Annotated in this window: 12 protein-coding genes and 1 pseudogene; 2 read left to right on the forward strand and 11 right to left on the reverse strand. The window is 55.5% G+C overall.

Annotated elements, in window-relative coordinates; translation table 11 throughout:
• Positions 1 to 6: 6 nt before the first annotated feature.
• The 6 genes from ABIE48_RS29205 to ABIE48_RS29230 form a co-directional block, all read right to left on the reverse strand.
• A complete protein-coding gene (locus ABIE48_RS29205; protein WP_192716013.1) occupies positions 7 to 1,716 on the reverse strand; it encodes a response regulator transcription factor in 1,710 nt (569 codons plus the stop codon).
• A 274-nt stretch (positions 1,717 to 1,990) separates the two neighbouring features.
• Positions 1,991 to 3,283, reverse strand: coding sequence for a glycoside hydrolase family 125 protein (locus ABIE48_RS29210; RefSeq protein ID WP_192716014.1), 1,293 nt, complete (start codon positions 3,281 to 3,283; stop codon positions 1,991 to 1,993).
• Between the two features lie 202 nt (positions 3,284 to 3,485).
• On the reverse strand, positions 3,486 to 4,667 hold the full coding sequence (locus ABIE48_RS29215; RefSeq protein WP_240913339.1) for a GntR family transcriptional regulator: 1,182 nt from the start codon (positions 4,665 to 4,667) through the stop codon (positions 3,486 to 3,488).
• Positions 4,668 to 4,886: 219 nt separating this feature from the next.
• A complete protein-coding gene (locus tag ABIE48_RS29220) occupies positions 4,887 to 5,630 on the reverse strand; it encodes an ABC transporter permease (RefSeq protein WP_089549184.1) in 744 nt (247 codons plus the stop codon).
• A gap of 2 nt (positions 5,631 to 5,632) precedes the next feature.
• Entirely contained in the window at positions 5,633 to 6,352 is a 720-nt protein-coding gene (locus ABIE48_RS29225) for an ABC transporter permease (RefSeq protein WP_192716187.1), read from the reverse strand.
• Positions 6,352 to 7,272 carry an ABC transporter ATP-binding protein gene (locus tag ABIE48_RS29230; protein WP_285855349.1) on the reverse strand — a complete coding sequence of 307 codons (921 nt, stop codon included), beginning with the start codon at positions 7,270 to 7,272 and terminating at the stop codon, positions 6,352 to 6,354. The genes ABIE48_RS29225 and ABIE48_RS29230 overlap by 1 nt, the downstream gene beginning before the upstream one ends.
• A 148-nt stretch (positions 7,273 to 7,420) precedes the next feature.
• On the opposite strand from ABIE48_RS29230, the gene ABIE48_RS29235 reads away from it, so the two are divergent.
• Positions 7,421 to 7,870: a GNAT family N-acetyltransferase gene (locus ABIE48_RS29235; RefSeq protein ID WP_192716015.1), complete on the forward strand. Its 450-nt coding sequence runs from the start codon at positions 7,421 to 7,423 to the stop codon at positions 7,868 to 7,870.
• A gap of 109 nt (positions 7,871 to 7,979) precedes the next feature.
• Here the strand turns inward: ABIE48_RS29235 and ABIE48_RS34485 are convergent, their stop codons facing one another.
• The 3 genes and pseudogenes from ABIE48_RS34485 to ABIE48_RS29245 all read right to left on the reverse strand — a co-directional run bounded on the left by ABIE48_RS34485 (position 7,980) and on the right by ABIE48_RS29245 (position 10,081).
• Complete coding sequence (locus ABIE48_RS34485; RefSeq protein ID WP_483312699.1) at positions 7,980 to 8,240, reverse strand: hypothetical protein; 261 nt, start codon at positions 8,238 to 8,240, stop codon at positions 7,980 to 7,982.
• A gap of 204 nt (positions 8,241 to 8,444) precedes the next feature.
• Positions 8,445 to 9,410 (reverse strand): annotated as a pseudogene (locus ABIE48_RS29240) (histidine kinase dimerization/phospho-acceptor domain-containing protein); the annotation flags it as partial.
• On the reverse strand, positions 9,407 to 10,081 hold the full coding sequence (locus ABIE48_RS29245) for a response regulator transcription factor (RefSeq protein ID WP_192716017.1): 675 nt from the start codon (positions 10,079 to 10,081) through the stop codon (positions 9,407 to 9,409). The pseudogene ABIE48_RS29240 and the gene ABIE48_RS29245, both read right to left, overlap by 4 nt.
• Before the next feature lie 291 nt (positions 10,082 to 10,372).
• On the opposite strand from ABIE48_RS29245, the gene ABIE48_RS29250 reads away from it, so the two are divergent.
• A complete protein-coding gene (locus ABIE48_RS29250) occupies positions 10,373 to 12,118 on the forward strand; it encodes an alpha-glycosidase (protein WP_145026972.1) in 1,746 nt (581 codons plus the stop codon).
• Positions 12,119 to 12,174: 56 nt separating this feature from the next.
• Here the strand turns inward: ABIE48_RS29250 and ABIE48_RS29255 are convergent, their stop codons facing one another.
• Together ABIE48_RS29255 and ABIE48_RS29260 are read right to left on the reverse strand one after the other, a co-directional pair.
• On the reverse strand, positions 12,175 to 13,326 hold the full coding sequence (locus ABIE48_RS29255) for an ABC transporter permease (protein WP_192716018.1): 1,152 nt from the start codon (positions 13,324 to 13,326) through the stop codon (positions 12,175 to 12,177).
• A 1-nt stretch (position 13,327) separates the two neighbouring features.
• On the reverse strand, positions 13,328 to 14,455 hold the full coding sequence (locus tag ABIE48_RS29260) for an ABC transporter permease (RefSeq protein WP_192716019.1): 1,128 nt from the start codon (positions 14,453 to 14,455) through the stop codon (positions 13,328 to 13,330).
• Positions 14,456 to 14,474: the final 19 nt, after the last annotated feature.

Raw genomic sequence — 14,474 nt, forward strand, 5'->3', positions numbered from 1 at the left:
CTCTTCTTATGCCCCGTAATTACGGTATTGAGCGGGCGTCATGCCTTCCCATTCCTTAAAGGTTTTGACGAAATGCCGAAAATCCCGATATCCGACCCGGTCTGCGACTTCATATACCTTTAGAGGGGTCTGTTCAAGCAATTCTTTCGCCTTCGTGATTCGGATTCGAATGAGATAGCGGCTGAGCGTTTCGCCAACCTCTTCGTGAAACACTCTGCTGAAGTAAGAGGGATTCATGTATATCTTTTCAGCCACGTTATGAAGGCTGATGCCAAGGTGGTAGTTATCATGGATATAACGCAGCGCCGTTTCTATCGTTCGCTTATGCGCAATTGAGGGTGCATGAGTATCCTTTATGAGGAAGGTGTCCATGATCATGGCCTTCCAATCGCCAATTGAACACCTGTAGAGCTGAAGCTTGCGTTGATGCGTAATGGTGGAAGCCTTAGAATGATCCTTTGCCTGGAGCAGCTCCTGCCACTTGGACAAAAGGATGCTGATGTGCATATTCATTTCATACCGCACGGCAATGGCCGGCGTCTGCTTGATGAGCTCTTGAAGCAGCCCGGTTTGTACATCGAGCAGTTCGGACAATCTGCCCGCATCCATCAGCTTCATGGCATGCAGAATCCGATTCGACAATGCCGAGTCAAGGGAGTCCGCTTTGTGATCCGTGAGCAGAACGTCCGCCGCCAATTGCCCCATGCATGCAGCCATGCGGTAGTCCAGCTGCTCAGCCGGGCGGGGCTTGGATCCATGACCTGCTGAACTGCCGTCCATCGGGGCAGTGTGGACCTGCCCGGGTCCGTGAACCAAATAGTTCATACTTATGGTAAGCGCTTCCCTAAAAGAGGATACAAGCTGCGTCCGTTCTCTTAAGCCGCTGATCCCTATGCTGATTCGAACGCCTAACACTTGAAGCGCATCTTCAATAACGCCATCCATATAGCGGTGCAAGTCCTCGACGCCGAAAGAGGTATCGGGCTCACTTAGCGAAGCAATCAGTGCAATGTCCGCAAAATCATTCCCTTGTAAAGGACAAGCTAAGCACCGGATGCCCTTTTGGGACAGGATTTCTTCCACCAGATTCCCGAGCGCGTACCTCATGAGCGAGCATCCGCTTTCGTCCATCTCCCGGTCCCCCCACTCGTGGACGACCATCGTCATAACGATCAGCCGTTTCGGATCGAGGTTGATATGAAGGGCTTCCCATGTGGATTGCATCTCTCGCTCTGTCAAAGATCGGGTTAAACACATCTCCAGGTGCTTCTGTCTGGCGAGCGGCAAGCTTTCCCGAATGCGGCCCGACAATTCCTGCAGGCGAGAGTTCAGCTCCTGCTTCTGTTTAATTTCGCTGATGCAGCGTTCAATAATTTCAAGCAAAATCGGTTCTTCAACCGGTTTGAGAATATAGTCAAACGCTCCTAGCTTGACCGCCTTCTGCGCATACGCAAAGTCGCTGAAGCCGCTAATAAAAATAACCTTTGTATCGATTCCGCGCTTTTTGATTTCTTCCATTAAATCCATACCGTCCATCGTGGGCATCTTGATATCCGAAATGATAATTTCCGGAACATGGGCTTCGATTAATTCCAACGCCTTGCAGCCATCCTCGGCGTCACCGATAAATTGGATTCCGTGTGAGCTCCAATCAATGGTCCTTTTCAAGCCTTCCCGAATCCAGTGCTCGTCATCGACTACCATGAGTTTTATCACTGTGTATGCCCTCCTTTTCGATCAGCCCAACACAAACCAGGCTGTGTTACACCAATATTACAGAAGCAGCAAAAGTAATATAATGTTTTTATCTTTGGATTAAGTGTAATATTTTTACTTCGCTATGTCTCCTCACATATGCAACAAGCTCTTGGCCTTCGCCAAGGCGATGAAACAAAAATTCCCCCTACGGAAGTAGGAGGAAAGTAATATCGAGGTGCAGGAAAGCCTTCGTCCAACTCCGCACTTTATTAGATATCTGGGATTATCTCTCTTAGCGCATCACGCGGATGCCACAGTAATCCATCAGCAGTTCGCAGAACATCATGTTTGCCCACGAGAACCAAGGTCTCGTATACTCCGCCGGATCATCGGCCTTAAAGCTTTCGTGCATCAGCCCGGTTCCCGCGTCCGTTCGGCTCATCACCTGCAGCAGGCGCAGCTTCTCCTCAGGGCTGTCCGCGGTCAGCCCTTGCATCGCCAGGGCGATATGCCAAATGTAGCCCTGCGGTGTATGCGGGCTGCCGATCCCCTCGGCCGCAGTTCCTTCATAATAATAAGGATTGTTCCGACTCAAAATAAACCGCCGTGTATTCTGGTATACCTCATCCGAAGCGTCCCGGTAACCGAGATACGGAATCGACAGCAGGCTCGGCACGTTGGCGTCGTCCATCAGATTGTGATGGCCCAAGCCATCAGTTTCATAGGCGTAAATCGGCCCGAACTCCGGATGCTGCACGATGCCGTGCTCCCGGATGCCCTGCTCGATCTCCCGGGCAAGCTTGGCGGCCCTGCCCTGCAGTTCTTCATCCTGCAGCACCTCTCCGGCGACTTCCTGCAAATAGCCGAGCACCACGACGGCGAACATATTGGCAGGAACCAGATAACCGTATTCGCACGCATCGTCGCTCGGCCGGAATCCGGACCAGGTCATGCCCGTATAGGCCGTCTCTGCGCCTTTGCCGTCCCGCACCAGCGTATCGCTCGGCACGCAGTCCTTCCGCTGGAACCGGTAAGGCGACCGCTCTTCATGGCGCTGCTCCACCGTCCACAAATCCAATATGGCCTCCGCAGCTTGACGGAAGCTGCCTTGGAATTGCGAGGTTCTGCCCGTGTTCTTCCAGAGCAGATAGCTGAGCTGAAGCGGATAGCAGAGCGAATCGATTTCGTATTTGCGTTCCCATATCCAGGGGGTCATCTCTGTCTCGTCCGCCTGGTGGCCGCGCCCGTTGGCTTCCTCGTTGAAGGCGTTTGCATAAGGGTCCAGCAAAATCGAATCCAGCTGCCGCCGCACCAAGCCTTCGATCATGTCGGCGGCTTCCGGATCCTCCTTCGCCAGCACCAGAAACGGCCGCACCTGCGCGGCCGAGTCGCGCAGCCACATCGCCGGAATATCGCCGGTAATGACGAAAGTCGTTCCGTCCTCCATCCGTTTCAGCGTCGTTCCCCAAGTATTCCGTATCGCATTTTGAAAAATGTCCAGCAAACGCGTCTCTCCGGCCAGTTGTTCCGACATTCTCCCGGCCAACCGTTCCAAAGTAACAGGCTCCGTACTCAGTGATTTCATGCGCTCTCCTCCTTGGTTATGGCATCATAAGCGTCGAAAGTTAATGAATATATCAGCTATGCTACCGTATGAATACACAAAAATTATATTTGTTGGTAAGTTAACATGTCAATATACTTTTTATAACATTTTATCGTTAAATATTATATTATTTAAAAGAAAAACGGCATTCCCACTGAGGCCTGCCGCTTTGGTTCCAGCTCTATTTGTGTTTCATGGCAAGCCCGCCGTTCCGGACAGGTCCCGCCGACAAGCCTTCGACGAGCTCGGCATCCAGCAGGATTTTACCGGGAACGCTCTCGCCGTTTCGCAATTTAAGCACGTTTTCAAAGGCGAGCCTCCCCATCTCATTCTGCTTCTGCCGCATATGGGTGAACAAGGAGCCGGCAGCGTCATCCGGACTGTCAAAGCATACGATCGACAGGTCTTCCGGCACACGGATCCCCGACTCCAGCGCCGCCTCATAAGCAAGCCTGGCGATGTTGTATTCCATGGCGAACAGAGCGGTAATCTCCGGATGGGCCGCGAGATGGCGCTTGATATGTTCCTTCTCCTTCTTCTTGTTCTCCGGTACAAAGGCAGCCGGCAGCGTCGCCGTAATGTTCTCCATCCACAGGCTCCGGTCGGCGGCAATGCCACTTTCCGCATGGGCCTGGATAAACCCTTCGATCCGCTCCTCGATGGCGGTCGTATCCCGGGGCGGGGTGGTCATAAGGCCGATATGGGTATGCCCAAGTCCGAACAGGTAATGGATCAGCTGCTTGGACGCCGATACGTTGTCTGTGCTGATGGAGCTGGCGGAGACGCCTTTCAGGTGCCGGTCCAGCAGCACGAACGGATACTCGCTGATGACCAGCTTCAAAATTTCGGCATTGAAGTATTCACCCTGCGCCGGGAAAATAATGAGCCCGTCCACTCCGATCTCCAGAAGGCCCTGAATCGCTTCCTGCTCTCTGGCGGTCTCTCCCAGCGACCTGCGGAGAATCAAGTAGCTGTCATGCTCGCGGGATGCTTCCTCCATGCCGAAGACGAGGTCCGTTCCATAGCTGTCCCCAAAGTCGGTCATGACCAGTCCGATCAGCAGCTTGCCGCTCTCCCGGCGCCGCTTGGACGCTGCTCCCGCACGGGACGGCGGTGTTCCTCCCCCGCTTTCATAATCCTCGGCCACAAAGGAGCCTCTTCCCGGCTGGCGGACAATGTATCCCTCCTGCGTAAGCATCTCCAGCGCCTTCTTGCTGGTGATCCGGCTGACGCTGTAGGCTTCGCCCAGCTCCTTTTCCGATGGGATCCGCTCCCCCGGCATATATTTTCCGGCTACGATCTGATCGCGCAGTTCTTCAAAGATTTGTTCGTACATCGGCTTCGACGACGATTCATGCGACACGTTGCAACCTCCTCTGTCTCTGGGTCCACAAGTTCAGCTCCGCTGAACCATTCTACAATCTCTAAATAATATATCATGTTATATTCGCTTTGTGAATAGCCGCCGGACTGGAAGCCCTGTTGAACAGCATCTTCACCCTGCACCAGCACAAAAAAAAGAGCGCCCCCAGCGGGGACGCCCTTATGTTGCTTTACCCTTATTTTCAGCAATCCAAACCTTCTATACTTCCTTCATCCGGAAGTAGATCCACCCGATTAGGAAAAAGACTACAAAGCTGCCGACGACTGTAATCATCAGACTTTCAAACGGCAGGTTCAGCGCCCCGAATCCGCCTCCCTCCATCGTGCCTGCCGGCAGGGTTGCCAGAAACGGCTGCGCCCAGGGATAGTAAGGACCATAGGTGGCCGAGTTCACCACCAGCATATTCGGGATGGTGAACATCACGTTCAGCGCCAGCGGAGCCGCGAAGCTGCTCCACATGAGCGAGGCGGCCAGCTGCAGCGCCGCGAGCGGCAGGCAGGCGACCCAGCCGCCCAGCAGGCTGCGGCCGATCTCCGTCCACGGAATCGGACCGGGCAGGCCCTTCACGGCGCCGACCAGCAGCAGTGCGCCGAGAAAGAGCACCTGCATGATCAGCAGCAGAGCGATAATGACCGTATACTTTGCCAGGAACACCCCGGACCGGGTCACCGGCAGGACCAACAGCTGCTTCCACCCGCCCCCTTGATGCTCGTAGCGGCAGATGAAGGCGGCGAAGATTCCCGACATGATCGGCATGAACAGCAGCGCATGCAGCATGCTCAAGGCGCCGAGCAGCACCAGCCATGGCTGCTGCCGGCTGTCGACGTCCGACAGCAGCCCGACCAGGACGGAGACGAGCGGACTGACCAGGATAAGCAGCACGATCAGAGAGCGTGACATCTTCAGCCGTTCGGCGGATAACACCCGAAAGTAACTCAGCATCTCTAGTCCACATCCTTTCCGCGGAATTGCCCCATGCCAGCCAAATAAATGATAAATGCCAAAATGATGCCTCCGCCTACCGGCAAGGCCGGGGACGCCTTTCCGTAGAACGACAGCAGGGGCCAGGCCAGCGGGAACCATTCCGGGTAATTCCCCGCGAACAGCGAAGCGATGGCGGCGGTAATGCCGAGCGTGATCGGCAGCGCCTGATTTTTAAACGTCAGGGACAGCCACAGCTCCAGGGCAAACAGCGGCAGCGCCGCCAGGAAAGGCACAAAGCTGAGCTTCAGAATCGTCAAATACGGAATATGGTCCGGATTGAATTTGAGGGCCAGTCCCAGGACGACGGTTCCGCAGGACAAAATCAGGCAGGATGCCGTCAGGGCAATGATCCCCAGCAGATATTTGGCCGTAAACACCGCGCCCCGCGAAATCGGCAGTGCCAGCAGCTGCTTCCAGGAGTTGCTGCCATGCTCAACGTTGGCAATTTGCGAAGCGATCAGCGTCGTGCCCAGGAACAGGGCGATCGGCACGAACGAGAAGATCTCCCCGATCAATCCGGCCCACGGATCATCTTGATAGCGCTGCAGCAGGTAGTCATACCGGAGGCCGAAATTCAGCCCCTGCATCGCCAGCAGTCCGACCGAGCCCAGAATAACGAGGAGCCAGATCCCTTTGCGGCGCATTTTCAGAAAATCGGCCGACAGCGCGCGCGCCACCATCATGAGAATCCCCCCTGCTCGATCACCTGCATGAAGATATCCTCCAGCGACCGGCGCTTCTCTTCCACCCGGTAAATGGCATGGTTATTGTCTACGAGGCGCTTGACGAGCAGCGCCACTTCCGGATCGCTCAGCTGGTCCAGCTTGATCGCCCCGTCTTCCATCCGGCCGGTATAGCCTTGGCCGATCAGGTGAACCAGCGCCTCCTGCGGCTCCGATACGACCAGGCGGAATCCGCCTGAGGCCTGCTGCTTCAGGTTGTCGATCGTATCCTGGAACACCATTTCCCCTTCGCGGATAATACCGACGGTCCCAGCCATCTGCTCGACCTCGGAAAGAAGGTGGCTCGAGACGAGCACGGTAATCCCGTGCTGCTTCGGCATGCTGCGGATCAGCTCGCGTATTTCGTGGATCCCGGCCGGATCCAGCCCGTTGGTCGGCTCGTCCAGGATCAGCAGCTCCGGACTTCCGAGCAGAGCGGCGGCAATGCCCAGCCGCTGCTTCATCCCGAGCGAATACCCTTTGACGGGGCGCTTCGCGTCCTTCGTGAGGGACACGATGTCCAGCACTTCGTGGATGCGCGCCTTCGGCACATCGAGGATGCGGCGGATTGCCTCCAGATTTTGCACGGCTGTCAGATGGCCGTAGTTCGAAGGATATTCGACCAGCGAACCGACCTTGCGCAGGATGTTCATTTTATCCTTCCTCAGGTCCTTGCCGAAAATCTGGATCGAGCCCACGGTCGGGCGAATCAGGCCGAGCAGCATCCGGATCGTCGTCGTCTTCCCGGCCCCGTTCGGTCCGAGAAAGCCGTAAATTTCCCCCTTGGCGATTTCCAAATCCAAGTTGCGTACGGCATAGCGGCCGCGGTATTTTTTGTTCAAATTTCTCGTCTGTATCACGAGTTCACTCACGATCATCACCTCGATACCCATCTTACCGGGCCAAGGTTAAAAGACAGGCTGCTCCAAGTTTAAATTTCGTTTAAAACTCCATTGCCAAAATCCGCGCCAGCCTCTACCATAAATGAGAGAAACTTGTCATCTCTTGACGATTGGAGGCGTAACATTGACGGATTGCACGGTTAGGCAGATTGAAGCAACGGATTACCGCGATATTTACGTATTGAATCAGGATTTCAACCCGGATCTGCGGTTGTTTACCGAAGACCGGGTGAAAAAAAGGATTGAAGCCATCACGGCTCAGACGAAGGATGTCATTTTTGTGTGCGAGCAAAATGAAGAAGTCGTCGGATACATTCACGGCAGTCCTTATGAGCTGCTCTTTTCCGACTCCCTGATCAACGTTCTGGGGTTTGTCGTAAAAAAATCGCACCGGAATCAAGGGGTCGGCAGTATGCTGATCAGCCATCTGGAACAGTGGGGGAGAAGCCACGGGTTTTCCGGAGTCAAGCTGCTGTCACATCCGAGCCGCGTCCAGGCCCACCGATTCTACGAACGCCGTGGATACGTGTTCACCAAGGATCAGAAAAACTTCATCAAATCCTTTAACTGCTGAAATATTCATCACGTGAAAGTATACAGAAAACCGCTCTGATTAAACTACACCCCCTTGTTAGGCTTCGGCTAATAAGGGGGTGTAGTTATCTATGGTCAAAACCAAGGCTTCACTTGATCATCAGCCCCGGTTTCTCCGAGCCCGCAGGGTACAGCAGGACCCTTGTCCCCTGCGAACTACTCTCGATCAGCATGGACAGCCCCATCTCGCGCGTCAGGAAGCCGATGATCGCGAGGCCAATCCCGGCGCCCTTGCCGCCGGAAGACGACTGCATGCCTTGGCCATGATCGGAAATGACGATGGCCGTCCTGCCCCCGGCCGCCTCAGTAGCGATGCCGATATACAAACCGGAATGGGCATGCCTCAGCACGTTCTGAAACAGGTTATCCAGAATCCGCCGGAACCACTGGATATCGACAAGCCACCACAGCGGCTCTTCCTGCAGCGAGACATCCACCTCGAAGCCTTCTTTTTCCCACAACGGATACCAGGCGGCCGCGCTTTCCCTCACGATCCGGAGCACATCCGCCTGGACCGGCTGAAGGGTGTATCTGCCGCTCGTCAGAAGATTATACGACAGCAGGTTATCGATCAGCCCGCCCAGATCGCCGAGCTTGGATTCGGTCAGCTTCAGCAGCTCCTGTCCCCGATCGGACAGGGGCTCCTTTTGCAGCGTATGGACATGGCCACGGATGACAGTCAGCGGTGTACGCAGGTCATGCGACAGGTTGGCGATCAGCCGCTTGCGCAGCTCCTCCTCTTCCCGTTCGCGCTTTAAACTTCGGCCCAACTTGGCCACCATCCCGTTAAATGCGTTCTCCAGCTGTCCGATCTCATCCTCCCTTTTGACCTGGATCGGCTCCGGCAGTCCGTTCTGACCCTGCACCTTCATGGCATGCTGCAGGCTCAGCAGCCGCCTTCTCATGTTCACGAAGAACATCCATGAGACGGCGACAAAGGCCAAAAACATCAGCAGAATAAGTACATATACGAAGTAAAATGTCCGGTCTGACACCGAGTCGCTGCGGGTGCTCTGCACTTCCTTCGGCACCTCGATGACCATAAACCCCTTGCCCAGAGACTCTGCATCCCCGATAAAAGCAACCACCGTAAACTTCCCGTAGGATTCCCGGTACTTCTTCATATAGGCCATCGCATCCGACGCGCTCCACCGCTTCGGAAGATCCAGCTTGCTGCCCCCCGGCTCCCTGAGGTTGCCCTGCCCGTCAACCCAGAACACGGCCGCCTTGTCGTACTCCTGGCTAAGCTTTTTTAGCCTGGCATCGATCTGCGCCGGGGTTTTGTCCTTCAGCTGCTTGGCTTCCTGATGCCACTTCCTCTCAAGACGCAAGCCGGCGTATGGATTTTCCTGCTCCGGCTCCGAGGGAAACAGCGGATCGATGATATTCAAGTTGACGAGCTGATATCCGATCAGCGCCGCAGGAAACACCACCGGAATAAAAAGCAGCGCGATGACCATAATTAAAAGGTATCTCGACAGCAGCGAACCGCGGAACTTTCCGCTTTTGCCCGTCTTCATGCCTTGATGCGGTAACCTACACCGCGGATCGTTTCAATGATTTCGGGCGCGGCCGGGTCACGCTCCAGCTTCTCGCGGAGATAGCGGATGTGCACCATCAGCGTTTTGTCTCCGTCGAAATAAGGCTCGCCCCACACGCCCTCATAGATCTGCTCTTTGGTCAGGATCTGGCCCAAATGCCGGAGCATAAACTTGAAAATTTGATACTGCTTGCCGGTCAGGATGATCTCTTCCCCGGTCTCGCGGTTCACGATCCGGTTCTCCCGCTCGTGTACCGACAAGTGCTTCAGTTCCAGCACATCGAACGCGACCGATCCCGACCGGCGGAGCAGCACTTCGATGCGGGCCGCCAGCTCATCGGGATGAAAAGGCTTCGTGAGATAATCGTCGGCAAACTGCAGCCCTTCCAGCTTGTCGTCGATGGACGTCCGCGCGGACAGCATCAGAATCGGCAGCTCCGGGTACGCCTTCTTCAGCCTTTGTCCAACCGTAAATCCGTCCAGGCCCGGCAGCATGATATCGAGAATAACAAGCTTGCAGTTGGCCGCAAGCTCCGCAGCCCTTTCGCCGCTGCGCTGCCATTCCACTTGATATCCGCGTTCAGTCAGGTCCCGGCAGACCCATTCGCCGATCTCGGCGTCGTCCTCGATATATAACAATGATACGTTCAATGATATCGTTCCTTTCTGTCTGTTTCAGGCATAAGCATCCAAGGTAATTTCATTGTGATTATACCCTATTTCGCTGGAAGAGGAGGAGCGTTCACTTATCGGCCGCACAATTTTACAGGTTGAAGCCCAGAAGGAATCATGCTATATTTTAGCTACCTGAGCACGGACGTTTCCTTAACCGATGTTCTCAGCATTCCAATTTAAAGGCTATGTTACCCTAAATGAAGGTACAACCTCGGGCTGAAGTAATGGACCCTGGTTGTGCCTTTTTTGCGTGAGGAGGAAAATGAGATGCTGCTGGAAGCTGTGTACCACCGCCCCAAACTAAACTGGTGTTATGCCTATGACGGACGTACCATCCACCTGAGAATCCGCACCAAACGAGACGACGTGACCTCGGTATCGGCTATGGCCGGCGACAAGTACATTTGGGATGAGTCGATGGAGTATATCCCGATGATCAAGCTGGTTTCCGACGAACTGTTTGATTACTGGGAATGCGAAGTGACGCCTCCCTACCGCCGGCTGAAATACGGATTTCTGCTCGAGGACGGCAAGGAAAAGTACTGGATGACCGAATACGATTTCCTTCCGGAGCCGCCAGAGACGCCGGACCGTTTGTTCGAGTATCCTTTCATCAATCCGGTCGATATTTTCACCGTGCCGGCATGGGTGAAGGACGCGGTCTTTTATCAAATTTTCCCTGAGCGCTTCGCAAACGGCGATCCGTCGCTGGATCCGAAAGGAACGCTGCCCTGGGGCGGCGAGCCTGAGCGGGACAACTTCTTCGGCGGGGATCTGCAGGGGGTGCTTGACCACCTGGATCATTTAAGTGAGCTGGGCATCAATGCGATCTATTTTACGCCGATTTTCAAGGCGACGACCAACCATAAATACGATACCGAAGATTACTTAACGATCGACCCCCAATTCGGGGATATGGAGCTGCTGAAGAAGGTCGTGGCCGCCTGCCACGAGCGGGGTATCCGCGTGCTGCTGGATGCGGTGTTCAACCACTCCGGCCGGACGTTCGCCCCTTTCCTGGACCTTCGGGAAAAAGGAGAGCAGTCGCGATACAAAGACTGGTTCCACATCCGCAAGTTCCCGATCGGCGTGGAGGACGGCGTACCGAGCTACGACACGTTTGCTTTTGAACCTCTCATGCCGAAATTGAATACCGAAAACCCTGAAGTGAAGGAGTACCTCCTGAAGGTCGCGGAATACTGGATCAAGGAAGCCGACATCGACGGCTGGCGCCTGGACGTGGCCAACGAGGTCGACCATCAGTTCTGGCGCGAGTTCCGCCAGGTCGTAAAACAGGCTAAACCGGACGCCTATATTCTCGGCGAAATCTGGCACGAGTCCTCACCATGGCTGCAGGGGGACCAGTTCGACGCCGTCATGAACTATCCGTTCACCAACGCGGCGCTCGATTTCTTTGTCGACGGAATTACGGATGCCGAAGGATTCGCCAATGCGATCGGCAAGCAGCTCTCCCGCTATCCGCGCCAGGCGAACGAAGTGGCGTTCAACCTGCTGGACAGCCATGATACGCCGCGCCTGCTGACCAAATGCAAAGGGAACAAAGATAAAATGAAGCTGGCCGCCCAGTTCCAGTTCACGTTCCCCGGAACCCCATGCATTTTCTACGGGGATGAGGTCGGCCTCAGCGGTGGTCAGGACCCGGAATGCCGCCGGTGCATGCAGTGGGATGCCGCCAAGCAGGACCAGGACTTGCTGGCGTTCTATAAGGACCTGATCGCTCTGCGCCACCAGTACGGCGCGCTCCGCGCCGGAAGACTGACGTTCCTGTCCGCGGAGGAAGGAAGCACACAGCTGGCTTACTCCCGCGAGGACGAGAACGACAAGATCGTCATTCTCATGAACAATTCGGCCCAAGAGGATACCCTCTCGGTCGACGTGGAAGAATCAAGCTGGACGGATATCCGCACAGGTCAAACCGCGTCTGCCCGCCAGGGCAAGCTTGAAGTAAAGCTGCCGGCATACGGCTGCGCCATGCTTAAAGCGGACAAATAAGAAGCAAGGGACCCCAGATTTCGTACCTGGGGTCCCTTATTTTTCGCCATATAGCTTTACACAAAGTTCCGCGTATCGTTGTTTCTGCCGAACTTGTAGGTCGCGATCAGGAAAAACACCACCGCGAACGCGAACAGGATCGACAGGTTAAACCATACGCCGGCGAAGCCTTCGCCGGACTGCAGCTTCTCGATCGACTGCAGCACCCAGTTCTGGGGCAGGAAGTCGGACATCCGGCGGATCGCATCCGGCATGATGCTGATCGGGAAGAAGCAGCCGGAGAGCAGGCAGGTCGGCGTGACGATCAGGTTCGAAAGTGCGCCGGCCATGGCGGTGCTCTTCGAGAAGGCCACGATCACCAGGGAGATGCTCACCGATACCAAGGAGAACAGCAGCAGGATGCCGAACATCTGCGCCACCGGCATGCCCGGATCGATCCGGAACACGACACGCATGAAGAACAGGACGATCACGATCTGCGCCAGCATGACGATCAGATTCATCAAGATGTTGGCCATGACGTACGTCCTGGCGTTAATCGGCGAAGACAGCACCCGGAAGTACGTGCGGTTCTCCCGGTTTTTCAGAATGAGCTCCGACAAGCTCACTGCCGAGGTCATCATGAACATCAGCAGAAAGCCGATGGACTGGTAGGACATCTCCTTCGTGGTCGACGTGTCATTGACAGACTCGGAGGTGACCTTGAAGTCGGCCGAACGGTAGCGGTCATACAGCTGCTGGAACTTCGCGTCGTTCCCGGCCGAAATTCTGCCCATGGCCGCCACGTTGTCGATATATCCGTACAGCATAGATTTCATATACGCCGTTACCTGGGCGCCCTTCACCGACTGAATCGCGATATGGTCCGGGCTGCCGCTCCGAACGCTCTCCGAGTAGCCGGACTCGATGATCAGCCCGCTGTCGAGATCGCTTGCGGCAAGCTGCTCCTGCAGCTCCTGCTGCGTCACGTTCACGACCTTGACATGGTCCAACTCTTGGACGAACCGAACCGTATCGGCTGCGATCGCCTGCCCGTCGTCACCGTTGACCACGCCTACCCGCAGTTCCGTCGCTCCCTGCGATCCATAAAGCAGCAGGGAGGCCAAGATGCCAGCGATCGGCAGTCCGAAATACAGAATCATCGTGCTGCGTTTGCGGAATGTGACCCGGAGCGTCCGGGTCACCAAAAACCAGATATCCTTCCACATGTTACAATCCCTCCCTGCGTCTCATGACGGCGATGGATGCGCCCAGAAACAGTATGGCAAAGCCAATATACAGCCCCACCGCCGGCCATGCAGCGGATACGTCGTTTCCGTAAATCACCTGGGTCAATCCATGATTTCCCCAGCGGATCGGAGACAAATTCACGAGAAATCCCATGATGCCTCCCCCGGCTTCGTCCCCGATCGGAAAGTACGCTCCCCCAAAGAAGGACATCAGCTGAACGATCAGAGAGACAATGCCCCGCGATGCGCTGCCTTTGAGCAGATAACTGAAGGCAAGGCCCAGGCTCAGCGCCATGATGACTTCCGACAGCAGCACGATCAGGACGATGCCCATATGTTCCCCCCAATACGCCTTGAAGACGTACTTGCTGAAGACGATAATGACGATCACGAACAGAAAGTTGGTCACGATGCCGCCCAGCACCTTGCCAGCAAATATCTCGCTTTTGCGTATCGGCGCCGTCACCAGCCGCACCGCCGTTCCGCGCCCGATCTCTCTTTGGATCAGCCCCCCGGCCGGCATGGCCGCCCACAGGCCAACCATTACCGTCAGGGCCAGCGCGTAGTAATCAATGGACCCCGGCGTCCGGTCCGCGTTGATCGATAGTTCCTTAATGTAATCCGACCCGGCTCCGCCCGCAAACACCGCCTGAACCTGTGCAGGCTCGGTCTGCGCAACCGCCGCAGCCGCATTGTACTTATCGGCAAAGGACGTCAGCATCCCCTGCACAATATTGCTCTCAATCGTACTGCGGCTGCTGCCGTAGAGGGAAATCCCCTGCCCGCTCAGCTCCACATAATCCACGTAGCGGTTGTTCTCCACTTCGGTCCGGCCGTTCTTCCCCGCCGGGAGCGAATCGAACGTGATCCCCGATTTTCCGGCCTCCTTGGTAAAGGCAGTAAACGCTTCGGACAGCGGTCCTCCTCCGGTGGTGTCCTTCACGACCACTTTCAGGTCACCGACGCTCAAGTCGCCGCTGAATGCGTTCGTCAGGGCAAGGCCTAGAATCAGCATCAGAATGATCGGAAAGCCAAGCATAAAAATCAGTGTGCGCCGATCCCGGAAATCCTGTTTGATTTCTTTAAATGCAATCGATAAAATATTCACCTCATGAACCTCCTCCCCG

It is taken from the genome of Paenibacillus sp. OAE614 (assembly GCF_040546645.1).
Classification (GTDB): domain Bacteria; phylum Bacillota; class Bacilli; order Paenibacillales; family Paenibacillaceae; genus Paenibacillus_AQ; species Paenibacillus_AQ favisporus.

Coding starts and splice junctions, on each gene's coding strand:
- ABIE48_RS29230 (WP_285855349.1), bottom strand. CDS start 7,272: ATGATCGTGAGTGAACTCGTGATACAGACGAGAAATTTGAACAAAAAA.
- ABIE48_RS29220 (WP_089549184.1), bottom strand. CDS start 5,630: ATGCTGAGTTACTTTCGGGTGTTATCCGCCGAACGGCTGAAGATGTCA.
- ABIE48_RS29255 (WP_192716018.1), bottom strand. CDS start 13,326: ATGTGGAAGGATATCTGGTTTTTGGTGACCCGGACGCTCCGGGTCACA.
- ABIE48_RS29225 (WP_192716187.1), bottom strand. CDS start 6,352: ATGGTGGCGCGCGCGCTGTCGGCCGATTTTCTGAAAATGCGCCGCAAA.
- ABIE48_RS29210 (WP_192716014.1), bottom strand. CDS start 3,283: ATGAAATCACTGAGTACGGAGCCTGTTACTTTGGAACGGTTGGCCGGG.
- ABIE48_RS29250 (WP_145026972.1), top strand. CDS start 10,373: ATGCTGCTGGAAGCTGTGTACCACCGCCCCAAACTAAACTGGTGTTAT.